Origin of the sequence: Sphingobacterium sp. SGR-19 (assembly GCF_011043555.1) — a bacterium.
In the GTDB taxonomy this organism is placed as follows: Bacteria; Bacteroidota; Bacteroidia; order Sphingobacteriales; family Sphingobacteriaceae; genus Sphingobacterium.
This window is the reverse complement of record NZ_JAAKGS010000008.1, coordinates 1-26,364: the sequence shown is the minus strand read 5'-3', so window position 1 is coordinate 26,364 and position 26,364 is coordinate 1. Positions and strand designations below refer to the sequence as shown.

The window sequence follows — 26,364 nt, the reverse complement described above, 5'->3', positions numbered from 1 at the left end:
TGAATGTTTTAGAATCTAAAATCTACACCTAAACTCAGGTTTCGGGTAATCGGATAATTACTGTTATCTACTCCACCGATTACTTCCGGATCAAAACCCGAGTAATTCGTCCAGGTCAGCAAGTTCTGTCCCGACAGATAAAAACGTAAACTGCTGATTTTTGCGCGCTCCGATAGGACATTCGGCAACGTATAGCCTATTGTCACATTTTTCAGGCGCAAATATTTCCCTTCTTCGATAAAACGGTCCGAATTACGGGTGTTTCGGTTAGGGTCACTGTAGATTGCACGAGGTATTTCATTGCTCGTTCCTTCACCCGTCCAACGCTCTTGTACTTTCGTCGTCTGGTTACGAATCGTGTACATACCTTCCAATGTCACCCGGTTGGCATTATATATCTGATTGCCTGCCACACCTTGTAAAAACAGTTCCATATCAAAGTTTTTATAAGACAATCTGTTGCCCATGGCAAAACTCCAGCTTGGCGTTGGATTTCCCAGATAGGTTCGGTCGTAGTCATTGACCACACCATCTTTATTTAAATCTAAAAATTTGATATCCCCGGGCGCGGTACTATTCGCCGGGTCTGCACCCTGATATTGATGTGCGTAGCTATTCACCTCATCCCAATTTTGGAAAAGACCATTGGTACGCCAGCCATAAAAAGCCGATACTGGCTGTCCAACGGTATGGGACTGGTATCCGAAATAGATCGGCACATCACCATGCAGGTTGACAATCTTATTTCTGTTGTACGAAATATTAAAATCAGAATGCCATTTGAAATCGCCACGTAGGTTATCACTTCCGATGGTCAATTCCCATCCTTTATTTTCTACCTCACCCGCATTGATCATTGGCGTATAGATATCGGAATATCCCGTGGTGATCGGTACAACCATACTGACCAACATATCGGAGGTTTTCTTGATATAGGCATCAAATGTGACATTGATCCTGTTTTCAAAAAATGCGGCATCAACCCCGACATTCGTCTGTTTGATCGTTTCCCAGCGAATATTTGGGTTTGGCATGACCAATGGATACAACGTAGAGACCGGCGTGTCATTAAACACGTATCTGGAGGTATTGAGGCGTGCGGATGCTGCATAGATATCCAAAACGGCCTGATTACCGGTGACACCATATCCGGCGCGTACTTTTACATCTCCGAAAATATGGTTCTTGTTAAAGAAATCTTCTTCGGAGATCCGCCAAGCAGCCGCAAAAGAAGGAAACGTTCCCCAACGATTGCCTGGTGCAATACGGGAGGTTCCGTCATGACGTACCGTGGCCGTCAGTAAATACTTATTGTCGAAGGTATAATTGGCACGACCGAAAAAAGAAAGAAGTGCCCATTCATTCCGACTACCGCCAACCGTCGGGTCGAGCAAGCCGTTGTTGAGCTGGTTGTTGTTATCGGATAGAAACTCCTTAATACTGCCCGTCATGTAGTTATACTCATTGTTCTGGGCACTGGAACCGACCATAATGTTGACGTCGTGAATCCCATCGAGGGTATTGGTATACGTCAAGGTATTGTCCCACAGATACGCCAGGCTCTTGTTGGAACTCTCGCTCCGGAATGAATTCGGCACGGGAATAGGTTTCCAATCATATTTGGGAGCAAAGTTCACATTGTCCCATGCTTTATAGTCCAGTCCAACGATGGTTTTGAATGTAAAATGGTCTAAAAACTTTGCCTCAGCATACAAGTTGCCCAGCAGATTATATCCACTGGTGGTATTTTGATCCAATAAGGCGGTACCGATGGGGTTCCTCAAATCCCCATAGAAAATCGCTTCATTTCCCGGTCCGGAGAAGCTACCGTCTTCATTGTATATGGGTTGCGTGGGCAATGAGGCCAATGTATTCAAAACGCTGTAAGAACCATTCTTTTTAATATCATGGCTCAAGCTCAGGTTATTCCCCATTTTCAGCCAAGAGGTCTGTTGGGCCTCATTATTAAACTGAAAGGTATAACGCTTGTAGGACGTATTCAATACAATACCATCTTGGCTCAAGATACCCCCTGAAACGTAATAAGTATTTTTCTCTCCTCCCCCCGAATAAGATAGGGAATAGTTAGACAGGCGGTCCCTACGCAATAGCGCGTCAATCCAGTCGGTGCCTTCTCCCAAAAGCGTAGGATCAGCAAAGTCAGGCCGCTGCCGTTCATTGTTATTGGCCATCATTTCATTGTGCAACGAGGCAAACTGTTCAGCATTCAACATCTTAGGAAGACTGGTTGCCTCCTGCGTTGCAAAATTGGCACTGGCAGCGAAGGTTCCCTTATCCTTATGTCCCTTTTTGGTGGTGATCAGCACCACGCCATTTGCACCACGCGAACCGTAAATAGCCGTTGCCGACGCATCTTTGAGGATATCAATGGTTTCTACATCATTGGGATTCAAGGCATTCAATGCAAGATCGGTAGGAACCCCGTCGATGACCAGCAGCGGAGCACTGTTATTGATCGACCCCAATCCACGTATCTGAATAGATACATTGCTTCCCGGCGCGCCGCTATTTACGATCTGTACACCGGATGCCCGGCCTTGCAGTGCTTCCCCGATATTGGCTACGGGTCGATCTTTCATCGCCTCCGAACCCACCGAAGCCAATGACCCTGTTAGATCGCGTTTTCGCATAGTACCATAACCTACCACGACAATTTCTTCCAATTCTTCCTGGTTCTCTTTCAGAATGATATGATAAACAGAGGAAACATCTACAGGTTGCTCAACCAACGAATAACCTACCGAGGTAATTTGCAATACATCCCCCGTCTCTGCCTGTAGCGAAAATTGTCCGTTAGCATCGGTACGCGTTGCTGCACTTTTCCCCAAAACAGCAACTGAGGCCCCCTCAAGAGGATTACCTGCACCATCTGATACGATACCGGAGATGCCTCGCTGCTGCGCATACACATTTATGTGTAATAGTACACTCACCACCACGAGTAGGAAATGCACTGCGGAGAAACGCATGTGGCGATAAAAAATCTTCATAAATAACACTTTACTTTAATGAATAACACAATTTATAATTGACCGCCAGCCTCTAACAGGTTTACTCTTGGAAGTCTTATACAAAGCTAGGAAGGGAATTAGGTCTAAAAAAGGGTATCAAGATAAAATATAGACCTAAAAACAATAAAACTATCTGACAAACAGCATATTACACAAATAATTGTTATAAAAAATATAGATAGTATAGTACTATATTTTGCTAATTCTACCTATTTTCATCACCATATCATCAAATTCTTCGCGTGGAACACGTGCTTTATTTCTTATCCGCGTGCGATAACTATAAATCGTGTTGGTGGAATAATGGAGAAAACCTGCAATTTTTGAGCTATCTGTAATGCCCAACCGGATTAAAGCAAATATGCGGAGTTCTGTATTTAAAAGTTCATTGTTTTTCAGCACAAAGCGTTCCTCTTCCATCAATAGCGCATTAAAGTCTTCGACAAAATTCGGATAGATATGAAGAAAAATGTGGTCAAACGTAGAAAACAGTTCTTTTACTTCCCTTTCAATCATATCTCTTGATTTTAAACGCTTCAGGAGCTCATCCATTTTACCGCCCATGACCATCTTTTTCAGCACGGTCTGAAAGTGCTGCAGTTTATCGATATACGTCGAGCACAGATCCAAGAATTGACCGATATAGGCTTCTTTAATGTGGTTGGCCTCTGCCAGGTCTTTATTAATAGAGGATACTTCAAGATTCGTCTTATGCAGGGCGTCGTTGGTCGTGTTCAACCGGGCATTCAGTTCCTGCAAACGTTGATTCGCTTCAAACAACTCTTCCCGTACCCGATTTATCCTTTTCATCTGCCGGTACACATAAATAATCGCCAAAGCCAGAAAAATAGAAAGCACAGACACCAATAACAAAAAGCCTGTCAGCATATCCTTTTTCTGCGCTTCATTTTCTTGATATGCGGAATCGATAATCGGAAAAATCTGTGAGGCTTCATAGGCCCGGAAACGAGCATTGCAAAAGATAGCATCCTCCATGGAGGACTGTATACATTTATAAGCTTCTTCGATATGTTCGGTTTCGTAGAGCAAAGATGCCAACGCTTGCATGGCGGCATTTTCTTTAATGGCATTCTTGATGTCGTATATAGCAGATTGTATCAAATACCTCCGTTGTAGGGGAATATTTCCTTCCTGTCTAAAGACCGTTGCCAACGCATAGCAAAGGATAGCCCGTTCGTGGTTCTCTTCCTCAGATTGATTCAGAAGTCGCATTAATATCGTTTTGGCCTTCTCCGATTCTTGGTGATCCAGTAGTTTTTCCGCATAAACAATCTGGTATTGTGTGCTTTCGGAATTCAACTCATGGAGCAATGAATCCCGATAAAGATCACTACGAGCTTCATATTTATCATCGTAGTGATTGGCAGAAGAGTAGAACTTATATAATCTTTTGCTCGCGTCATAGTATTTCACATGCAAGGATGAGGGAAGCCGATCACTCGATATATCTTGTAAGATATTATAAGAGTCGATATACATCCCGGCCGTGAAATGTAAGGCTGCCAGATCAAGATTGCTCTCTGTTATCCATTCGGCATTCCCATGCCGCCGGGCGAGTTGCAAACTATATTCTGCATATACAATGGCCGAATCCAATTTGTAGGGAGTATATTCCTGATAAAGCTGTTTGGTGATTAAATATCGGGTGCTATCGTAGTCGCCAAGTTGGTTGAATACTTGTACCAGATCACGGATTTTCATCTCCTTCACTTCCATAAACTCCTGCTTTCTATCAATCAACCGTATCAAGTCCGTCAAGGTAGCATCATCTTTCCTTATCGTCTGACACAAGGCAATAGATGATGGTATCGTAATCAAAAAAAGAAGTAACAGTCTATACATAAAATAGCTAACATAGGATGGTTACCGGAATACATGACGTCTCTTTAGTTATCAGACGAAAATAACAAAAAAATATCTAACAGGGGGGAACATTTTTAAGTGTGCATGCTACCAATACGGACACAACGGACACAGGATTTCCATAAATGCATTAAATTAGAAGGAGGGACGCAATGCGATATACTCCTACTTTACGAAAACCTTCTTAACACCGGTAACAATTGCTACCACGAGTACTCCGGCCAATAAACCAACGAGAAACTCTTTTAATACAGACGGCAGCGATGGAAGAAGATGATGAATATAATCTATATTATGAACGAAAATACCCCCGGACACCAATAACAAAGCAATCGTACCGATAACTGACAGCGATTTAATCACAACAGGCAAAGATTTTACCAATAAATGTCCCAAACGAGACGAGAAACCTTTTCCATTCCCATATTTAATCAGCTTATAACCGGTATCATCCATACGCACAATAAGTGCAACAATCCCGTAAACTCCTACGGTGGCTAACAGAGCCACGACGGACACGGTAACAATCTGTATGGTCAAGGTTCTGTCTAGAACTGTCCCTAATGCGATGATAACAATCTCAACGGAAAGGATAAAGTCGGTTGTGATCGCTGACCTGATTTTCGCCTTTTCAACGTCCATACTCTCGCCCTCTTTTTCTTCGACAATAGCTCCCGTATCTTTTGGTCGGTGAAAGAAATATTCGATAATTTTTTCCACTCCTTCATAAGCAAGGTAAAAACCTCCTAAAATCAAAGCGATTTTTATGGCAATTGGAAAAAAAGCGTTTAGCAACAATGCAATCGGAACGATAATAAGCTTATTGATGAACGAACCTTTTGTTATCGCCCATAGAACCGGTATTTCTCGGGACGCTAAAAAACCAGTTGCTTTTTCCGCATTAACAGCCAAGTCATCTCCCAAGATACCTGCGGTTTTACGAGTAGCAACTTTAGCCGTCACGGCTACATCGTCCATTAGTGCCGCGATATCATCTAAAATCGCAAAAATACCTGATGCCATATCCTTTTGTTATAGTAGGAAATAAAAATAAAAAATAATCTTATCATTAAGGTGATGTGACCCTTATTTTACCTTAGATCTATTTTACCCAAACAAAGCGTTAAATAAATTTTCTAAGGTCGCTAAAGGGCGAATGGCGATATCGTACTTTTTAGCGTCTAACCCTTTTGTATTATATTTCGAAATAAATATCCCTTCGAAACCCAATTTTTCGGCCTCCACAATCCGTTGTTCGATACGGTTCACAGCCCGAATTTCGCCGGACAGCCCTACTTCTCCTGCAAATGTAACCTGCGACGGCAATGGGATATCCTGTTGAGAAGATATCAATGCCGCAATAACCGCCAGATCGATAGCAGGGTCTTCTACACGCAATCCGCCAGCAATATTCAAAAAGACATCTTGCGCGCTGAGCCTAAACCCGAAACGTTTTTCCAAAACCGCCAATAACATACTTAAACGTTTTGTGTCAAAACCGGTCGACGTTCGTTGTGGTGTTCCAAAAGCCGAGTTGCTCACTAAAGCCTGTACTTCGATCATCAGCGGGCGCATCCCCTCTAGCATGGCGGCAATCGCTACACCACTGACCGGTTCGTCTCGCTGAGATATCATGATTTCTGAAGGATTGGGAACTTCACGTAGTCCTGATCCCTGCATTTCGTATATTCCTAACTCGGAGGATGAACCGAAGCGATTCTTTACTGCTCGCAAAATACGGTACACGTGATTTCGATCCCCTTCAAATTGCAGCACCGTATCTACCATGTGCTCCAACACTTTCGGACCTGCAATAGAACCGTCTTTGGTAATGTGCCCTACAATAAAAACAGGTGTACTGGTCTCTTTCGCGAAACGCAAGAGCTCTGCCGTACATTCTCTAACTTGCGATACGGAACCTGGAGCTGACTCGATCTGGGATGAGTGTAGCGTTTGAATCGAATCGATAACCACCATATCGGGTTGTACGGTTTCTATCTGCTTAAAAATCTGTTGTGTGGATGTCTCGGTCAGGATATAACAATTTGCGGTGGAGCTCTGTGCCAATCGTTCTGCCCGCATCTTGATCTGTTGTTCGCTTTCCTCACCCGAGATGTAAAGTGTTTTGACTTTCGGTATACACAATGCCAATTGGAGCATCAGTGTTGATTTTCCAATTCCAGGTTCGCCGCCGATCAAGACAAGTGATCCTGGTACAATTCCTCCTCCCAACACGCGATTAAACTCTTTATCAGGTGTCGTCAAACGTTGTTCATCCTGATAAACAATTTCGTTGATGATCGCCGCTTTGTTTGTTCGTCGTGAAGATGTTGGCGTCGTGGTACTTCGCCACTCAGGCACTTTAGAACTTGTCTTTTCTATCACTTCTTCGACAAAAGTGTTCCACTGTTTACACGACGGGCACTGCCCTAACCATTTAGCCGATTCGTATCCACAATGCTGACAGAAATATGTTGATTTCGCTTTAGCCATTGAGCGAAAATAAGAAAAAGTCGAGGTAGAATACTATAAAACTAAAAAAGCTATAGCAAAAAAAGCAGCGCCAACGGTTTCTAATCCGCGGCGCTGCTTCTGTTGAAAAGGATGCGGGTTTCAGACAATATGTTGATAGAGCACGCCACCTTCATGGCCGATACACTGCACAAGTAGTTCATCCGGACGCAGCGCGAAATACATAAAACCATATTGAGACGCTTCAAAATGGCTATATGCAATACCATGTTTTACCGATGTTATTTCCGAACCGGATCCTGAGATAAACTGATGGGTAACCCTATTATCCATCCGGAGATGTTGCAAGGAATGTTCATGCCCCGAAAGATAAACGGGTACATGATGCTTCTCCAATATAGGCTCCAGCACCCAAAGCTGTGCCCAAGGTGCTTTTCATAAAATCTCTTCTCTTCATATCCGTTATTTCTAGTTGGGATACCCCGAGTTTTGCTTCCAATGCGTATTCACGTTCATAACCAGCGTAGGGACTGGGAATATACGACGATATTTCTCCGTCATTCCGGCCGGATATAACGAACGGAAGCCCCAGTTATCTTCGAATTTGCCAAAACGGATCAGGTCATTACGACGCCAAGATTCATCTGCAAACTCCCGGGCACGTTCATCCAATAGATCTTCTAATGTAGGTGCAGTCGTCAAGGTTGGTGCGTTAACATATGCCCGGATCTGGTTGATAAGCGATTGTGGAGAATCACCGTTGGTAGGTGTCGCCCCTCGGAGAATAGCCTCCGCTTTCATCAGCAACACATCCGCATAGCGGAAGATAGGCACATCATTACTCTGGTTCCGTGCATTTGCCGCCGTCACTTCCACATCCATGTAAAATTTGATGGAGCGATAACCCATGGAGCGTCCTTTCTGGTCATTCCCCGCATTCAGCGTAGGGCCACCGTCCGGCCGTAAGACGATCTCCCGTGACGTCTCCATGTGCCAATCAAAAATATCATCAGCATCGGTCCCGGTATAATCTTGATCAACCCCTTTTTTTGAAGTTTTGATCAAGAACGGACGCGACAAATCCGGCGCGTAATCCGCCCAGTAGTATTGCTTACCTCCTATATAAGAATTGTTTCGCTCATCCCCCTCCAAATGGAATTTATCCAAAAAATTGGGCAACACACGGAACGTACCGCCAACACTCTGCGGTAGCGGCGCAAACTGGTTCTGTCCACTCCGGTGTATCCAGAAGCGCGCATATGTCATCCCCTGCTGCTTTTCCCGGTCGTAGGGCATGGCAAAGATGAAATCTTTAATCTGCGGCCCATTATTTGGACGAAACTTCTCTAAAAACTTATGGCTCGTCAAATTAAATTGACCAGATGCAATAATCGCATCACACATCGCCACTACCTCATTCAACTTCTCATGGGTCATCGCCGGCGTATATTGTGCCACGTCAGGGCTCATGTATACCGCCCAGTTTAAATAAAGCTTTGCCAGTAAAGCCTCTGCCATAAACTTGGTCGCTTTCCCATAGTTTGCGGTAGAAGCTTCTGCTGGCAGACGATCCCGTACGGCCAATAGTTCCGATTCAATAAAGCGACAAATCTCTGCTCGCGGCGATCGATCTGGAACCGTCTCCATCTTTTTCTTAATGAGGGGAACATCCCCAAAACTATCCATCAATAGGAAATAGAAATAAGCTCTCATAGCACGCATAGGAGCAGCTTTCGCGCTGTCGTCATCGCCAAAAATAGCTAAGACGTTATTCGCTAGATTAATCCCCGTCATCGCCGAATTCCACATCCCGGGGAGGATGGCATTATCCGGCGTCCAGTTGTGTACATGGAACTCCCGGTAGCGCCCACCATCATAATAATCCGTCCCGAGCGCCAAGCTGACGGCTTCGTCCGAGGAAAGTGTATGCGCCATCCAATGATCGCGTCCCAGTGCGCCGCGATACGCGGCATAAACATCAGCAGAGATGGCTTCAGCAGCTCTTTCACTATTTGGGAATTCGGTGTATTGCGACTTGATATCAACGTCTAGGTCCGTGCAGGAAGCCATCGTTGTGGCCAATGCTACCGCGGACACCAAAATATGTAGTTTCATTTTCATGATTTTTCCGGTTATAGATTAAAATTAAGGCCAAACATAAAAGTACGTGTACGTGGATAAGTTTGACGGTTGTCGATACCAGGCGTCAGTCCGCCTAAGTCTACTTCTGGATCCACCCCTTTATAGCCGGTCAAAACGAAAGCATTGTTTACCGTAGCATATACCCGGATGTTCTTAAACTGGCTACTTAGCTTCGGGAGGTTATAAGACAGCGTCAGGTTGGCCAAACGTAAGTAGTCTCCTTTCTCCAAATAACGATCAGACAGGTAATGCGCATTGATGTCACTCATCTTTTCTGTCTCTAGCACGCTGGCTAAAAGATTCTTCTGCCCGGCATTACCCACAATATTGGAGTGCCTTGCTCGCGTTCCATTCATGATTTGGTGTCCAAAGACGCCTTGGAACATCGCTGTCAAAGCAAAATCCTGATAGGTAAAGTTGTTGCTCCAGCCCAAAGTCGCCTTCGGCTGCGCACTGCCTGTAACACCGCGGTCCTTGTTCATCGGCGTGATGGTCGTCTCGCCGGTTCTTTCTCCGGTTTCTAGGTCACGTACATAGAAAGTCGATATACCATCCTCATTGTAACCAGCCCATTCCCAAGTATAGAACTGGCCGATCGGCGCCCCTTCCATCAGGCGCTGTTGAAAAGCATTACTTTGTCCGGCTCCGCCAAGTTCCGCCAGATCGATATAGTCCGTAGAAAACTCTTGATTGGAAATGCGGGTCACGACGTTTTTATTATGCGAGGCAACAATGCCGGTGCTCCAGCTAAAGCTTCCAGAACGAACAGGGACTGCCTGTAAACTCAGCTCCAACCCTTTATTATTGATTTCACCAACGTTGGCCGTTAAGGAACCATAAAGATATTTTGTCGTTGAAACCGCATAATCATAGATAAGATCCGTCGTGTTTTTATCATAGTATTCTATACTACCGCTCAAGCGATTGCCCAAGAAGGCGAAGTCCACGCCCAAGTTCAGCATGCCCGTACGTTCCCAAAGCAGATCGGGGTTGGCATTGCGGAGGGCGGCTAGCGTACGAAGGTCATTTCCGAATGCATCGGTATAAAAACTGGAGGTTGCACCATATACCTGCCGTGCGCTAAATACGTCAAAACCCATAGAGTTACCACTCACACCATAACCCGCACGGAGTTTTAGGTCATCAAAAATACCGACCTGCTGTATAAAGGGTTCTTCCGATAAGCGCCAGGCGGCAGAGATCGAAGGGAAAGTTGCCCAACGGTTGTTCGCACCGAAAGCAGACGATCCATCCCGTCTAACGGTCGCCTGGAAAAGATACTTACTATTATAGGCGTAGTTCACTCGGCCATAGACAGAAATCATCCGTAAGGTAGAAAGATAGTAGTTACCGAAACCCAGCAAATCTACTACATTGGCCATGCCAGAGTTGTAATAGCTCAATCCATCATCATAATAATCCGAGGTTGTCAATTGGAATCCGTCGTTGTTATTATTCTCTTCCCAAGAATAACCGGCCAGGGCAGAAACTCGATGGACCCCACCGTATGTTTTGTCGTAGGCTAGGTTCATTTCCATAATTCTGCGCTCGTCTTCTACAGCTGCACGGATGGATTTACCGTTCTGATTCCGTGCTGCCATCGATTGCGAAGTGTAATACTGCGCATGGTTAAACTGCCTATTCTGCAAAGACAGATCGACATTGTAGGTAAGGCTTGGCAGAATCTCGTAACCGACTTTGGCATGCGCCTGGATCACTTTGGTTTTGGAGAAATTGGTATTTTCTTCTATCAGCGAAACGGGATTAACGTATTGCGAACGATCCGGCTTTTCATACCAAGCACCGGTCTCGGTCCGTACGGGCGATACTGGAAGGTAATAATACATCGCGTCGTAAACGCTCACACCGTCACCCAAAGCCAGGACATCATTTTGTTTGGTGATACTCGTATTGACATTAAAGGACGCTGTCAGGCGACCGTCCATAGCCTTCGTGCGGACAAAACCGCGGCCAATCTGCCGCCCCATATCCGTGCCTCTGATCACCCCGTTGTTTTGCAGGGTATTTAAACTTGCACTATATTGTGTTTTATCGGTACCGCCTAAAAGGGAGATATTGTGGTTATTCGATACACCGGTACGTTCCACTTCGCGCTGCCAGTCTGTATTCGCCCCGAGATCGTCCGTCGGCTCCATCGAGAAACCATTGTCGTTCACAAAAGCACGATACTGATCACCATTCATCATATCATAGCGCTTGGCGACCTCGTCTATCGCGACATAACCGTTATACGCAATATCGGTCTGGCCGGCTTTGCCTCGCTTAGTCGTCACGATGATGACACCATTTGCAGCTTTTGAACCGTAGATCGCCGTCGCAGAGGCGTCTCGAAGCACATCGATGCTTTCAATGTCGTCCGGCGCCACAAGGCTTAGCGATGCCCCCGGCACACCATCGATCACATAATAAGGCTCCATCGCCTCTCCGCTACGGAGTGTGGAAGCACCACGCAAGCTGATGGACGGGGTAGCATTCGGGTTACTGTTGTTTGTCGAGATGGTTAAGCCGGGGACTTTTCCTTGCAGCATCTGTGCAGGCGAAGCGAACACCCCCACGTTCATGTCTTCGGCCTTGATGGTGGTAATCGAACTGGTCACATCTTTACGGGAGATCGTCCCATAACCGATCACGACCTCTTCCAGCTCGGTGGTCACTGGTTGCAGTTTCACACTCAGCGCAAGGGGTCGGCCGGTCTGAATGCGGTATCCCGATAGCGTATCTGGCTGGAAACCGACGTAGCTAAAAATAAACTGATAAGGACCGCCCTCGGGCAGGTTACTAAAACTAAACAACCCCTGATCGGAGGAACTTGTGTGGAAGCTCCGGCCCGATTCACCGTGTACAGCCTTGATACTTACGCCGGAAAGGAATTCGCCAGACGCATTCTGCGTCGCCCCTTTTACTTCCTCTTGCTGGGCTTGTACCTGGATGGTACCAGCTACAAGAAGTGCAAAGCACAACAGGCTCTTTTTTTTCATTTGATACGTGCTAAACATGTTGGTTTGACTTATAAGTTGTCATGGTAATAATATGTTGTCATTGTTCTTCGAAATGTTCGGTTGCTATCGAATCGACTACAGGAGCTTTTCTAGAAAAAACATAGAACGATCCATCTTCTTTCCTGTCATAATCAAGATCATTGATAAGACAGATAACCGCCAGAACATCGGCAAGGGTTTCCTTTTCCGGATCGATTATACCGGTATATTGAATTGTCCGGCTATGTTTATCCTGAATATGAATAGCGGTTTGGTAGGCTTGCTCTAGCGTCGCAAAAACATCAGGCAAGGGTATATTCTCCATATACAATTGGCTTCCGGTCATTGTTGGAGTCGCAGTCTCCGTAAGACGAGTTGTTTTCTCTGTACGCGCTGGCTCCAGCTGGACAACTCGCATATTAGCGTCTAACAGCAGGCTTGCACCCTGCCGATCGAGGAATACTTTTTCAAAAGTCGGAATATCCGCTGTTGATGCGACAACAATTTTACCCGTATGCAGCTCAACCTCCATGTGTTGTTTCTCCCGGCGGGCATCGATTGTAAAGGAAGTCCCAAGCGCCGTCGTCTTTGTATCGCTGGCGTATACACTGAATGGCTTTGTGACATCTTTCTGTACTTCAAAAAATGCTTTTCCATCTAAGTAAATATCCCGCGAGTCCTCTGAGAATACAGCTAGATAGCGAATACTGCTATGCCTGTATAGATATACCGTAGACCTATCAGGCAATTTCACGGTATCCACTGTTGCCGTCTCATTGCTCACGGTCGTCCAATCTGGTGCAATGAGCGGGTTATGTTCCACCAATCGACGTTCGTCTATCGGTTCTTGTAAAGGCCAGAAGTGAAAAGAAAGGAAGATAAACAATGCAGCAGCAATACCGATCTGTATGATATGATTCGATCGCCGGAACCGCCGCTCGAGGATTTGTTGTCTGCGACTTTGTGTTTCAATCTCCTGCTCAATATGCACCTCCATTTTAGACGACGGAACTTCCCCTTCGATATCGCTTTTATACTGTTGCCATTCTTCATCGCGAAAAAGCCTTTCGATAATGGTAGGGTCTTCCCAAATTCTATTACGTGCGGATTTCCTTTCATGGGAAATACGCACCCGTTGATGCCGTCGTTTTTTTCCGAAACTCATACCTTTATTACGTACATCAAGAAGGTATCCCTAGCGACTTAACGATTATTTAATATGGGAAGACTGTCCGTTACATCCAACGACGGAGCAAACAAAGACAAAGGTTGAAAAGAAAGGGAAAATGCCTATAGCATCACGGAGTAAAGATGTTGCTTAAGTTGCAGTAAGGCCTTACTGATATGGTATTCTACCGCTTTAGGAGAGATGGAAATCGTGGCGGCTATTTCTTTGTGAGACAAACCTTTTTTACGGCTTAGCTCGAAAACCAAGCGTCTGACGCGCGGCATATTCTGGATGTCACGCTCCATAATCTGGAGTAGATCTTTGCTTTCGATCGCGTCCACCAAGCTATCGGTTAGTGGCGTCTCTGCGGCCTCACCTTCGTATTTAAAACGAGTGGCTTCCTTGCGAAGCACATCGATCATTACCTGACGGGCCATGCCGAACAACTGTACATTGATAGCCAGCTTTTCACTGAGTACATCCCGTTGGTTCCACAGCTTGATAAATGTGAGCTGCGTAACCTCTTCTGCTACATAAGACGACTTGGTTCGCTGCAGGATAAACCCGTAGACCTGTTGATGATAAGCATCATAAACCTGCTTGAAGACACGCTGATTTTCGTTTTTTATCGCTTGGATACGGTGCATAAGAAGTGCAAATTTAAGTTGTCCGAAAGACAAAACGGTTAACCTAACATTATGTTTTTATAAATTTGCAGTTAGCAACCAAACTATTTAAATGCGAAAAAACAATTACAATCCTTCATAAATAGCATCCTGTATACGACTTCGTATATTCAAATCCAAGAGCTTCGTCGAAACTTGTGGATGAACCCGATTGGACAAGAAAATATAAATAAGCTGATTTTTTGGATCGACCCATATACAGGTCCCTGTATAACCTGTGTGCCCAAACACGGATTCATTCGCCAATCGGGACGGATATTCTTTTTTCTTGTCCGGATCAGCCCGATCAAAACCGAGTCCACGCCGACTGGTTAATGATTGCCTCGATGTAAATAAATCGACTGTCTCTGGTTTGAAATACCGGATACCACCATACTCGCCTCTATTTAATAGTAATTGACCATAAATAGCTAGGTCATTTGCCGTAGCAAAAAGCCCCGCATGTCCCGCAACACCACCGGCCATTGCCGCACCTTCATCATGTACATACCCCTGTAATAGCTCTTTTCGGAAAACAGTATCGTTCTGTGTCGGTACAATACGGTCTTTTGCAAAGCGCTGACGCGGATTATAGCCCGCTGTTTTCATGCCTATAGGTTGATAAAGCAGTTCCTGTACATAGTCCTCCATGGGCTTAGACGTCATACGTTCCGCAATTTCTTTCATGACGTACATGCTGATATCGCTATATACATAGTTACCAACCGGCTTTACGGGAGATTGCATCATTTGCGGCCACATGACATCTCTGTAATAGTTGTTCCGGAGGTAGGCTCTATCTGCCACACGTACTTGATGAGCTGTATCTGGTTTATGAACTAAATCCCCCGGTTCCAGATTTCGATAAAATGGGATAAAAGGCGTAAATCCTGCTTCATGCAACAGCACACTGCGAAGCGTAATATTCTTTTTATTTGTTTCTTGAACCTGTCCTAAATAACAGCCCATGCTGCTGTCCAGATTTATAATATCTCTTTCCTGCAGATGCATCACCACTGGCGTCGTACCTGCGATCTTACTGATGGATGCGAGGTCGAATATGTCAGAAGTCCTCGTTTTTACATGCGTACCATAAGTATGAGTGCCATACGCTTTGTCTAAAATAACCTGCCCATCTTTCACGGCCATGACGACCAGTCCCGGCGTTGCGCGTTCCCGGATAGCTTCTGCGGCAATGGCATCAATCTTTTTTGTCATGCCCTCGATATCCAGCCCACAGGAATTTTCTGTAGCATACTGCAAGCGGGTTTGCTCTGTTCTATTTTGCCCTTGCGTGATAGCTAGCCCTCCAAAAACCGACATGGCAGCATACTGCTGAGCCGCCTTATTAAATTCGGGGTAAATCAACTCCGAAAACCGACCTTGTAAGCGTCCCCGTGCCCAGCTCGAAGACGTCGTCCTACTTTCAAATCGTACGACAATAATCTGTTTATTGTGCACAATAGATTGTTGCACCAGCAACAATAGATCATTTCGGAGATCTTCCTTCGTTCCGGCTATAATGATAGTATTGTGATATTTTGTATGCTCTTCGTAACCGTTGAAATCAAAACTTTCGACATCAGCATAACGCTTTACCATGTTTACAAAATGAGCGTATTTGTTAGGAAACGGTGTAATCACCGCCATACGATGTCTGTCTAAACGCTTAAGAGGCACTAACCCTCCCGCATTTTGGATCATAGTCACTTTATTAACAACAGTCTGTTTATATTGAGCAAAGCTACTCGTACATAATAGTAGTAATAAGCAGAAGTAAATTATCGTACTTTTCATTCTATTCATCATTTTAAATTGTAAATTTATTAAAAGATTCTACATCTACGGTTCTTAATACTATTTAAGACTATACAAAAATGCACGATCCCTCCTTAAGCTCTAATGTCGCCTCCGGATATTTGAGGTATGTAGAAATCCATCCTTAGCACTATCCCTTATCTCAAATATCCGCAGCGACGATTTTTTTTGGTTCTTTTTTGGGGTAAAAAAGAACGCAAAAACCCTATATTTGATGTATGCCCGAAGTTATAGACAATAAGACTATATTTTCCCTCTTGGAAGTATCCCGCAGTATTCAAAAAACCATTGCGGATCGATACAGAAGCCTATATTGGATAAAGGCAGAGATGAACAAGCTCAACCACTACACCCATTCGGGACACTGTTATCCCGAACTGGTCGAGAAAAAAGACGGTAAAGTAGTAGCGGAAATGCGTTCCATCTTGTGGAAAGCGGATTATCAACGAATTAATGATCAATTCCACAAGATCTTAAATGAACCATTAAGAGACGGCATTACTATTTTACTCCAAGCCGCTATTTCTTACGACCCACTATATGGATTTAGCCTTAAAATCGTCGATATAGACCCCACATTTGTGTTGGGCGAACTGGAAAGGGAAAAACGGGAGAGTATTCGGAAGCTTCAGGCAGAAGGTATATTCCACACCAATAAAAACTTACCTTTTCCCCTCCTACCCAAGCGTCTTGCCATCATCTCCGTGGAAACGAGCAAAGGCCTGTCTGATTTTTTTAAAATTATCCAACGGAATCCTTGGCAATATAAATTTGAATATACCTTGTTCCCCGCACTGTTACAGGGTGACAAATCTATCCCTTCTATTATAAGACAATTGGCCAATATTGCCGAGAAAACCGAGGAGTTTGATGCCGTCGCAATTATTCGTGGTGGCGGTGGAGAGGTGGGACTTTCATCATACAATAACTATCAATTGGCTAAAGCCATCGCCATTTTTCCAATCCCTGTTATCACCGGTATCGGACATTCCACCAATGAAACCGTTAGTGAGATGGTTGCATACCAAAATGCGATTACGCCTAGTGAACTCGCCGACTTCCTGATCCAGAAGTTTCATCAGTTTGCATTACCGGTAGATGAAGCTCAGAGCCGCATCATACGAGCTTCAAAAAGCCTGTTTGAGCGAGAAGAGCGCCTACTGATGCAATTCAGCCAATCCATATCCTGGAACAGTAAAGCGGTCCTCGCTACCCAACAACACAAATTGACTACATTGACCAACCATTTGCAACTGTTTTGTAGGCAGTTATTGAAAGATCGGAAAGCGGACCTCAATAGTATACAAAGGTTGTTGCAGTTGGCAGATCCAAAGCAGTTGCTTAAAAAGGGATTTAGCATCACCAAAATTAACGGTCATGCGGTTACACAAGATATTTCTGTGAAAGTAGGCGACGATATAGAAACCATTCTATACGAAGGAACCGTATACAGCAAAGTAGTAAAATAAACCTGTAATGATTATCATGGAAAATACATATACCTACAACGACGCATTTGAAGAGCTTCAATTGATCGTTTCGGAAATAGAGTCTGGACAAACCAATGTCGATGAACTTACAGAAAAGATACGCCGAGCCTCTCAACTCATCGCTATTTGCAAAGCAAAATTAACTTCCTCCGAAGAGGAAGTAGAAAAACTATTGGCAAAACTGGCAGAAACTGCGGCTGATGAGGCAGAGGCGGACGACGGAGAGGAGGAATAATCTAAACAGCAATTTATGCCGTTACCTTCGTACCTACATCTTTCCCTTCTACAATATCTAAGATAACACGATCTCTTTTGCCATTGGCGATGTACGTAGGAATACCTTTGGCTGCTGTATTCTTCGCAACTTTAAGTTTCGATTTCATTCCACCACGCCCCGACGCTTCCCCTTTATCACTTTTTGCGATATAATGCTCTACCTCTTGGTCTACGGTGATCTCACGGATCAATTCAGCATTGTCGTCATTAGGATGTCCGGTATAGAACCCGTCTATGTCTGTAAGAATAATAAGCATATCGGCCTGGATCATTTCAGCAATCAAGCTCGCCAGTTCATCATTATCCGAAAACATCGAATGTGACACCGAAACAGCGTCATCTTCGTTCGCTATGGGAATGACGCCTTCTGACATCAATCCTTCATAGCAGTTTATCATGTTGGTACGGTGTTCTCCTGGATTAAAATCACGTTTGGTACCTAACACCTGTGCACAACGCATTCCGTTGTTTTGGAAAAGCGTATAATAATGTCGCATTAATCGAGGTTGTCCGATAGCAGAAAATATCTGACGGCGTTGCGACTTATCTTCAGTTATAACGTCACCTAACACTTCCTTTCCGGCATTGACGGATCCCGATGAAACCAATACCGTCATGATATCATCTTCATACAGTTGAGAAATCTGGTCGACGAGCTTTGTTAAAGCAGATAGCATAATACGGTTATCTCTGTTGGCCATAACACTGGTACCCACTTTGACTACAATTCTTTTTTTATACGTATACATACTACTTATTGTTTTCCTTTCCCAACTGTACCGCTCTATCAAACGCGGCATAAGCTGCATCTTTAATCAATTCTTTAACATTATTTTCTTCCATAGAATCCAGTGCTGCGCGCGTTGTGCCTCCTTTAGATGCCACTCTGTCCATCCAAGCAGTAGGATTAAGATCTGAGCTATTAAATAACTCGACCGCGCCTTGAAAAGTCTGTGCAACCATCAAACGCGCGTCCTTTTCGCAAAACCCCATTTTAATAGCTGCTTCCATCATCGATTCCATAAAATAAAACACGTACGCAGGTCCGGAGCCTGATATACCCGTAGATTTATCGATTTCCATCTCATTGGCAAGTTTGATAGAGCGTCCTGTGGTATCGATCAATTTTTCGACCGTTAGCAATTCTAACCGTGAAACCTCTTTAGAGCCTAGAAACGAAGTGAAGCCGTGCCCAACTTGAGCCGCCAGATTGGGCATAGCACGTACTACTTTTTTTATGCCCATTGCCTCCTGCATCGTCTTAATCGTAACACCCGCCATAATAGACACAAAAATTTGGTCTGCTTTTTTGTGTACCTTGATCGACTCAAAGACTTCATCGCTGTGATAAGGTTTGACAGCAATAAATACAATGTCCGCTTGCGGCAAACAGTCTTCCATTTTTTCGTAGACATCGAACGTACCCTCCGCCCGTAATTCAGCTATCTTTTCTGCTGAGCTGTCCAAAATCATTAAATCTTTCTCTCTTAATAAGTCCGATTGGGCCATCCCATGAGCATACGTTAGCCCCATGTTTCCGGCGCCAATTACTAGAATCTTCATTTTAAATTGTTTTTAAAGGCGATAAAAGCTCGCTTAAGCTACCCCTTTTTGAAGAGATAACCAGCAGGCTTTATCTGATTAAAATTTTACTTGTAATAACATTAGTTCAGGTATACCCCACAAGGAACGTGCTGAAAATTAATATGATGCAAAATAAACGAGTATATTCTTTTAAAATAAACGGCACAAAGCTCTGTTAAGTAGGGGCTTAACGTACTCCGAAACTTTTTTCATATTTTTTTAAATGGAGCAAATGTCAGTTCTGTCAAAATGACCATAAAATCCGACACGTTTTGGCGTAAAGAAAATGTACACTTATCCTGCTACCACCGTCTTCATGCGAGCACGTGCGATGAATTCGCCATCAAGTTTGGTTTCTATTTCCACTAAGGTCACGCCCATAAATTCCTGTATGATTTGTATCCTCGAAAAAACGGTTTCCCCTATTGTTGGTAGTTTACGAATTTCCACATTCTGCATAGAACCAATATAACCCATCGGCGCATTTTCGCCTTTCAAGAAATAGCTATATCCGGTGTGCAGGGCAACCGACTGTGCCATGTGCTCAAGAAGACCACTTTCAGATAATTTTTCGCCATCGACGAACATGTCGTCTGCTCTCACAAGAAAGGTGGATACCAGTACGTTTTCATTATAACTTTCTAAGCTCGATACCAAAACGATAGGCGCTCGTTGTGGAATCAAGGTTAACAGTTTCTCACCTGAAATCGGTAGTGTCAGCATTTCCAAAAGTCAAAAAAGTTAAACCATTGTAGCGGATACTTCTGCAATATATGTTCCACACTGCGGGTATAGGTCGTAAGATAAGAATAGGGATTCCGTTGTTTTACATCCATTGCCCTACGCGCATAAAGATGATAATGCAGTCCAGGTTCGCGCATGACATATACAAAAATAACGGGAACGGATAGGCGAGAGGCGATACGGAAGGGTCCTACGGGAAAACGAGCTTCTTTACCAAGCAAAGGAGCTGTTAACGTTTTAGCGCCGTCGAAATATCGATCGCCTGTAAAACAAATCAGCTCGTTATTCGATAACGCTTCATTTATCGCGAAGACATGCGACATATCTTCTTGAATATGGATGAACTTAACGCTTGGTTTTTCGGAAATACTTTCTATATATTCTTTGATAATCGTGCGTTCCTGGTCTACGGTCACCAGATTAATCTGAAGGTCCAAATCAATATCCGCAAAAAATTTATCTGCAATTTCAAAATTACCTACATGGGCCGATATGAGAACGCCTCCGTTTTTATCCGCCAAGACTTCTTTTAAAATGTCTATCCCGTCAAATTCGTAGGTAAATCTGTCGCGTAATCCAGAAGAAATAGCCACCTTATCAATGATAGTCTGTCCAAATACAAAGTACGTTTGATAAACTTTCCAAAATGCTTTCCATGCTCCGTAACCCTGTCTTTGATGCAAGTAATAATAAATAGCCCGGAAACTTTTGGGAGAGAAAAGAAAATAATAGAATGCTACAAAAACCAGTAATCCGTAGGCGGTGCGGACACCCAGCTTCTTGATTAAAAAGACAAATATCTTATAGCCAAGGAGTGTTCCTCTTGATTTTCCGTCCCATTGGCTCATCTTATCCCTCCGTTTAATTCCTCAAAGCCATTTTTTGTTCTACGACATTATAGAAATCCTGAAAAGTGATCACTGCGTCAAAATCTGCTTCTACTAGTTTGACTCCGAAATTAGATTCGATAATAACAACCAAATCCACGTAGTCTAAACTATCGAGGTCAAGAGATTCTTTTAAAGACGCTTCCGGACTGATAATCTCCTCATCTACTTCGAACTCTTCTACCAAGATTTCATTTATCTTTTGATATATACTCGCTTTATCCATCATTAAATTTCTTGACTACCAATGCGGAATTAGTCCCACCAAATCCGAAAGAATTAGACAAATATATATCAAATTCTTGTTTTATTGTTCGGGAAACAAAATTTAATTCTTTGATATCATCATCTGGTTCCTCCAAATTAATATTGGGGGCGATGAATCCATGCTGCATCATCAGCGTGGAATATACAATTTCCGATGCACCTGCCATCCAACATTCGTGTCCCGTCATGGATTTTGTGGAACTGACATAAGGCTTATTTCCGAATACCTCTAAAATCGCCTTTGCTTCATTGGCGTCACCAATCGGTGTCGACGTCGCATGTGCATTGATGTAGGCAATATCTTTAGCCTCTATATTGGCTTGTTCGAGCGCTCGACGCATGGCGTTAGCCGGCCCTCCGATATTGGGTGTTGATATATGGCCTCCGTTGGAAGAAAAACCATAACCTATTATTTCTGCAATAATGGGTGCGCCTCTTTCTACGGCCGATTCATAACTCTCCAATATGACTGTTGCCGCTCCCCCGCTGGGCACCAATCCGGTACGTTTTTTATCAAAAGGTCGTGAAGCCGTTTGGGGGTGGCTAATATCCGTCGCAAAGACACCCAAACCATCAAAACTAGCCATAGCATAGGGGTTGACTTCCTGTGCCCCCCCACAAATGATCATATCCTGTAATCCTTGCTGAATAAACATATAGCCCAGACCGATTGCGTGTGAACCACTAGCACAGGCAGCACTAATGGTCATATTAATTCCTGACAATCCGAAGACTGTGGCTAGATTCATCGTGACGGTAGAATTCATGGATTTAAAAATAGCACCAGAACCAATGAGTTGGGTATCTTTTTTTTCTCGCACGATATCCGTTGCTTCGATAACCGCTTTAGAGACGCTGTCGTTCCCAAACAAAATGCCCACCTCTCGCTGGCCAAGATCTTCTTCCTGCAACCGTGCTTGCGCCAATGCTTCCATTGTCGCCATATAAGCATACTCGGATTCCTCTCCCATACTAATGCGTTGGCGCCTGTTGAGCGCTTTCTTTAAATCCGGTGCAGGTACCATACCCGTCAATGGGGATTGAAACCCAAAGGTTAATCGTTCCTTATCAATCACAATACCCGATTTACCTTCAAAAAGCGATTGTTTAACCTCTTCTAAATTCGTACCGATGCAGGAATAGATGCCCATTCCCGTAATGACTACACGTTTGCTCATTCGACAATCCTAAGCATAAATTCCACCATTTATATTGATAACTTCTCCGGTGATATAACCGGCTTTCGTTGACGCCAGGAAACAAACCAAATCGGCGACCTCCTCTGCTTCGCCAAAGCGGTTTGCTGGAATAATCTTTTTTAATTCCTTTTCGTTCATTTCTTCTGTCATATCCGAATGGATAAATCCGGGAGCAACGGCATTCACGGTGATGTTCCTCTTCGCAATCTCTTGTGCCAACGCTTTCGTAGCACCCACAACACCGGCTTTTGCTGCCGAATAGTTGACTTGGCCGGCAGTTCCTTTGACGCCCGAAACCGAAACGATATTTATGATTCGTCCATAACGTTGGCGTAGTAATTTTTGGATGAAAAATTGTGTTACGTTATAAAAACCCTGCAAGGAGACGTCTAATACAGAAGACCAATCCTCCGGAGACATCCACATAAAAAGACCATCTTTCGTAATACCAGCGTTATTAACGATAACCTCTACCAAAGCTTCAGGGTGACGATCGCTCCATGTTTGCAACGCTTCTTTTACAGCCGCTGCATTTCCAACATTAAACTTGATGATTTCACCTGTTGCTCCCTCATCTTCTAATACAGCCAATGTTTCCTTAGCGGCTTCTTCATTCCCTTGATAATTAATCAGTACATGGTATCCCAATTCGACAGCTAACTTTTTACAGATTGCCCGTCCGATACCTCTCGACCCGCCTGTTACTAGAGCACATTTCATATCAGTTCATCAAATATTCCTTAACCTGCTGAATGGCAGGATAAAGCGGTTTGTCGTCCGAAAATGCAGGAACAATCTCACTAATTTCATTGTACACCGCTTTTGTTTTTGAAGATACAAAATTTTGATAATTTAAAATATCAATTGCCTGCCTCACAGAAATAATTTGTACAGCAAGTACTTCAAATGCATTCACAATCACTCGATTTGCTATCACCGCAGCATTCGTCCCCATACTTACAATATCTTGATTGTCATTGTTATTGGGAATACTGTGTATATACATGGACGTGGAAAGGGTTTGATTCTCAGCGGTAGTGGAAGTTGCCGTAAATTGTGCTCCCTGCATACCAAAATTAAAACCAAGCTTACCCATATTCACGAACGGCGGCAACAATCCATTGATTTTAGTATTCATGAGGTAGTTCAATTGTCGTTCCGATAACATCGTAAGCCGCGTAATGGCTAATTTTAGCTTATCCATTTCTAAGGAGATGTAATCGCCGTGAAAATTCCCACCATGATAAACATTTTGATCTTCCACGGAAATAATAGGATTGTCGCTGACCGAATTCAGTTCATGTTCAAGCACTTTTCCCACTTGTTGGATCGTTTCCAAAATTGGTCCTAATATCTGCGGGACACAACGCAGCGAATAGTATTCTTGTACTTTATCCTTAAAAACGTCCTCTTGATTATTACCCGAGTATAGGTCTTGCTCACGTTTTTTTATCAATGCACTATCGAACAGGTGCTCTCGCATACGAGCTGCAACCTGGCTTTGCCCAGCGTGTAACTTTACTGCATTCAAGCTCGCTGAATAATGATCGTCATGTGCCTTTACAATTTCATTCATAGCACAAGAAAGCCAAATAGACCAATCTAGCAGCTTCGAAGCGTAGAAGTAGTTGACAATACCGATACCTGTCATCACAGATGTACCGTTAATCAGGGACAGCCCTTCACGTACGATCACTTCAATAGGCTTTAATTTCTCTTCCTCGAAAACGATTGCTGTCGGTCTACGTTCATTTCTAGAAATAACCTCTCCTTCTCCAATCAATACAAGAGCCAAATGTGCCAATTGTACCAAATCACCACTTGCTCCTACACCACCATGAGCAAAGATGACCGGTATAATATTTCGATTGATTAGTTCTTTGAGCAACTCGACAACACTTACATGGACGCCCGACTTCCCTTTAGAAAGATTTGCCAAACGCGTAAGCATGGTTGCTTTCACATGGAGTGGCGGCAATAAATCACCCGTACCGGCTGCGTGACTACGGATCAAATTATACTGCAACTGATTCGTATCCTCATCTTGTATACGATATTGTGCCATGGGTCCGAACCCCGTATTTACACCGTAAATCACTCTATTCGCAGCAAATTCTTTTAGGAAAGTGTGGCTTTCTTTTACCAAGTCGAGTACTTCTTGTTCTATATCAAGAGGTTCTCCTTCAAATATAATCTCATAAAACTGAGACAGTGTTAATTCTTTATCTACCGAAATCATTTATTCCTGTATACGTATATTTGCTTCATCGCGAATTTGGGCATCCTACTTGTCGGACTCCATTTGCAAAAATACTATAATTTAATTTTATTTGCTTAATTCATCAAGCTATGCATATCGAGGAAGTAGATGTTTTAATTATTGGTGCAGGACCGTCGGGTTGCGTGGCTGCAGGCTATTTACAACAACAGCATGTCCGCATTAAGGTTATCGAGAAATCCAAGTTCCCCCGTCTGGTTGTGGGCGAGAGTCTTATTCCTCGTGTGATGGACCATTTTGAAGAAGCGGGACTGTTGCCCGCATTACAAGCTCAAAACTTTCAAAAGAAGCCTGGTGCGCGCTTTATTCGTGGTGAGGTAATCAGTATCTTCGATTTTGGCGACAAATTTGGAAACGGATGGGACTGGACCTGGCAGGTGCCGCGTGCGGATTTCGACCATGTAATGACACAAGAACTGCAACGGAAGCATGTAGAGATCGCTTTTGAGACCGCTGTTACTGGGATTGAATTTGATGGCACTGATTCTTTGACGACTATCCAAGATAAAGTAGGAAACCGTTCACAAATAAAAGCTAAATTTGTCATTGATGCCAGTGGATACGGACGTGTGCTTCCCCGTTTATTATATTTAGACCAACCATCACAGCTTAACCCACATTCCGCTATCTTCTCTCACGTAAAAGACATCAACCGCCCTGTAGGCATCGAGGGCACACAAATCTCATTTGATGTATTAGATAGAGAGGTATGGCTATGGGTCATTCCTTTTTCCAATGGAATGACAAGTTTGGGTATTGTTGCACACACTGACTTTATCGAAGAGTTGAAAGGAGACCACGGAACAGCGGAGGCCTTAAAAAAAGCAATTAAGCTATCGGATTTTTATGTTAAGCGTTTTGCGAATACAGCCTTCGAGTTCGAACCTATTCATCTGAAAAACTATTCCGCTGCTGTCTCGAAAATGTTTGGGGATGGATTTGCATTAACAGGTAATAGTGCCGAATTTTTAGACCCTGTATTTTCTTCTGGCGTATGTTTCGCCACAGAATCGGGTATTCTTTCTGCCAAGTTAGCCTATCGACAGTTACAGGGAGAGAAAATTGATTGGCAGGTCGAATATGCCGATTATATGGAACGCGGTATCCGTGTCTTTACGACTTATGTAAAAGAATGGTATACAGGCAACCTGCAAACGCTTTTCTTCCATCGCCCCGAAAACCCGGATGTGAAGCGTAAAATATGCGCAGTATTGGCGGGCTATGTCTGGAACGAAGAGAACCCTTTTGTTAAGAAACACGACAGGGTAATCCGTACCATGGCTTATATGTTAGAAAACAATCCTTAATCGCCTTCTTCCGGTTTAGGCGGCTGGGTTTTCGTTACGCTAGCCTTGAACCTCGGTTTAAAGCCCGCTGGTTTGCTTGACGGAGCAGCAGGTTCCGCAGGTTTGGCTTCCTCTTCTTTTGGCTTTTCCACCTCGGGCGCTTTGGTCACGCT

The 26,364-nt window shown here is 43.9% G+C and carries 21 protein-coding genes; 3 read left to right on the top strand and 18 right to left on the bottom strand.

Translation table 11 applies throughout. The features are described 5' to 3' along the window. Positions 1-8 precede the first annotated feature (8 nt). The 10 genes from G5B43_RS14620 to G5B43_RS14575 all read right to left on the bottom strand — a co-directional run bounded on the left by G5B43_RS14620 (position 9) and on the right by G5B43_RS14575 (position 16,159). The gene (locus G5B43_RS14620) at positions 9-3,011 is read right to left on the bottom strand and encodes a SusC/RagA family TonB-linked outer membrane protein (protein ID WP_165295545.1); all 3,003 of its coding nucleotides are present in this window, start codon (positions 3,009-3,011) and stop codon (positions 9-11) included. Between the two features lie 210 nt (positions 3,012-3,221). Next, positions 3,222-4,895 carry a DUF6377 domain-containing protein gene (locus G5B43_RS14615; RefSeq protein ID WP_165295544.1) on the bottom strand — a complete coding sequence of 558 codons (1,674 nt, stop codon included), beginning with the start codon at positions 4,893-4,895 and terminating at the stop codon, positions 3,222-3,224. Between the two features lie 186 nt (positions 4,896-5,081). After that, positions 5,082-5,939 (bottom strand): DUF808 domain-containing protein, encoded by an 858-nt coding sequence (locus G5B43_RS14610; RefSeq protein ID WP_165295543.1) that lies wholly within the window; start codon positions 5,937-5,939, stop codon positions 5,082-5,084. A gap of 84 nt (positions 5,940-6,023) precedes the next feature. Continuing rightward, positions 6,024-7,409, bottom strand: coding sequence for a DNA repair protein RadA (gene radA / locus G5B43_RS14605; RefSeq protein WP_165295542.1), 1,386 nt, complete (start codon positions 7,407-7,409; stop codon positions 6,024-6,026). 120 nt (positions 7,410-7,529) lie between these two features. Then, the gene (locus G5B43_RS14600) at positions 7,530-7,721 is read right to left on the bottom strand and encodes a hypothetical protein (protein WP_165295541.1); all 192 of its coding nucleotides are present in this window, start codon (positions 7,719-7,721) and stop codon (positions 7,530-7,532) included. A gap of 135 nt (positions 7,722-7,856) precedes the next feature. Beyond that, positions 7,857-9,509 carry a RagB/SusD family nutrient uptake outer membrane protein gene (locus tag G5B43_RS14595; RefSeq protein WP_165295540.1) on the bottom strand — a complete coding sequence of 551 codons (1,653 nt, stop codon included), beginning with the start codon at positions 9,507-9,509 and terminating at the stop codon, positions 7,857-7,859. Between the two features lie 11 nt (positions 9,510-9,520). After that, on the bottom strand, positions 9,521-12,529 hold the full coding sequence (locus G5B43_RS14590; RefSeq protein ID WP_206367372.1) for a SusC/RagA family TonB-linked outer membrane protein: 3,009 nt from the start codon (positions 12,527-12,529) through the stop codon (positions 9,521-9,523). Between the two features lie 58 nt (positions 12,530-12,587). Next, positions 12,588-13,694: a FecR family protein gene (locus G5B43_RS14585; RefSeq protein WP_165295538.1), complete on the bottom strand. Its 1,107-nt coding sequence runs from the start codon at positions 13,692-13,694 to the stop codon at positions 12,588-12,590. Between the two features lie 125 nt (positions 13,695-13,819). Continuing rightward, a complete protein-coding gene (locus G5B43_RS14580; RefSeq protein WP_165295537.1) occupies positions 13,820-14,344 on the bottom strand; it encodes a sigma-70 family RNA polymerase sigma factor in 525 nt (174 codons plus the stop codon). A 105-nt stretch (positions 14,345-14,449) separates the two neighbouring features. Continuing rightward, positions 14,450-16,159 carry a serine hydrolase domain-containing protein gene (locus G5B43_RS14575; protein WP_240904874.1) on the bottom strand — a complete coding sequence of 570 codons (1,710 nt, stop codon included), beginning with the start codon at positions 16,157-16,159 and terminating at the stop codon, positions 14,450-14,452. Positions 16,160-16,398: 239 nt separating this feature from the next. Here G5B43_RS14575 and xseA point away from each other — a divergent pair, with 239 nt between their 5' ends. After that, entirely contained in the window at positions 16,399-17,649 is a 1,251-nt protein-coding gene (xseA, locus tag G5B43_RS14570) for an exodeoxyribonuclease VII large subunit (protein WP_165295536.1), read from the top strand. Positions 17,650-17,665: 16 nt separating this feature from the next. After that, the gene (gene xseB, locus G5B43_RS14565) at positions 17,666-17,905 is read left to right on the top strand and encodes an exodeoxyribonuclease VII small subunit (RefSeq protein ID WP_165295535.1); all 240 of its coding nucleotides are present in this window, start codon (positions 17,666-17,668) and stop codon (positions 17,903-17,905) included. A gap of 13 nt (positions 17,906-17,918) precedes the next feature. On the opposite strand, the gene proB is transcribed toward xseB, so the two are convergent. The 8 genes from proB to hutH all read right to left on the bottom strand — a co-directional run bounded on the left by proB (position 17,919) and on the right by hutH (position 24,866). Continuing rightward, the gene (gene proB / locus G5B43_RS14560) at positions 17,919-18,695 is read right to left on the bottom strand and encodes a glutamate 5-kinase (protein ID WP_165295534.1); all 777 of its coding nucleotides are present in this window, start codon (positions 18,693-18,695) and stop codon (positions 17,919-17,921) included. Between the two features lies 1 nt (position 18,696). Next, the gene (proC, locus tag G5B43_RS14555; protein ID WP_165295533.1) at positions 18,697-19,509 is read right to left on the bottom strand and encodes a pyrroline-5-carboxylate reductase; all 813 of its coding nucleotides are present in this window, start codon (positions 19,507-19,509) and stop codon (positions 18,697-18,699) included. 315 nt (positions 19,510-19,824) lie between these two features. Then, positions 19,825-20,253 (bottom strand): hypothetical protein, encoded by a 429-nt coding sequence (locus G5B43_RS14550; protein WP_165295532.1) that lies wholly within the window; start codon positions 20,251-20,253, stop codon positions 19,825-19,827. Next, positions 20,247-21,122, bottom strand: a complete 876-nt coding sequence (locus tag G5B43_RS14545; protein WP_165295531.1) for a lipid A biosynthesis acyltransferase — start codon at positions 21,120-21,122, stop codon at positions 20,247-20,249. Before G5B43_RS14545 ends, G5B43_RS14550 begins: the two co-directional genes overlap by 7 nt. 13 nt (positions 21,123-21,135) lie before the next feature. Next, complete coding sequence (locus G5B43_RS14540) at positions 21,136-21,390, bottom strand: acyl carrier protein (protein WP_206367371.1); 255 nt, start codon at positions 21,388-21,390, stop codon at positions 21,136-21,138. After that, positions 21,380-22,606 (bottom strand): beta-ketoacyl-[acyl-carrier-protein] synthase family protein, encoded by a 1,227-nt coding sequence (locus G5B43_RS14535; RefSeq protein WP_165295530.1) that lies wholly within the window; start codon positions 22,604-22,606, stop codon positions 21,380-21,382. The genes G5B43_RS14540 and G5B43_RS14535 overlap by 11 nt, the downstream gene beginning before the upstream one ends. Positions 22,607-22,615: 9 nt before the next feature. Then, positions 22,616-23,347: a 3-oxoacyl-ACP reductase FabG gene (gene fabG / locus G5B43_RS14530; RefSeq protein ID WP_165295529.1), complete on the bottom strand. Its 732-nt coding sequence runs from the start codon at positions 23,345-23,347 to the stop codon at positions 22,616-22,618. Between the two features lies 1 nt (position 23,348). Beyond that, a complete protein-coding gene (gene hutH, locus G5B43_RS14525; protein ID WP_165295528.1) occupies positions 23,349-24,866 on the bottom strand; it encodes a histidine ammonia-lyase in 1,518 nt (505 codons plus the stop codon). A gap of 110 nt (positions 24,867-24,976) precedes the next feature. Between hutH and G5B43_RS14520 the strand changes: the two genes are divergently transcribed. Next, entirely contained in the window at positions 24,977-26,212 is a 1,236-nt protein-coding gene (locus tag G5B43_RS14520; protein WP_165295527.1) for an NAD(P)/FAD-dependent oxidoreductase, read from the top strand. Positions 26,213-26,364: the final 152 nt, after the last annotated feature.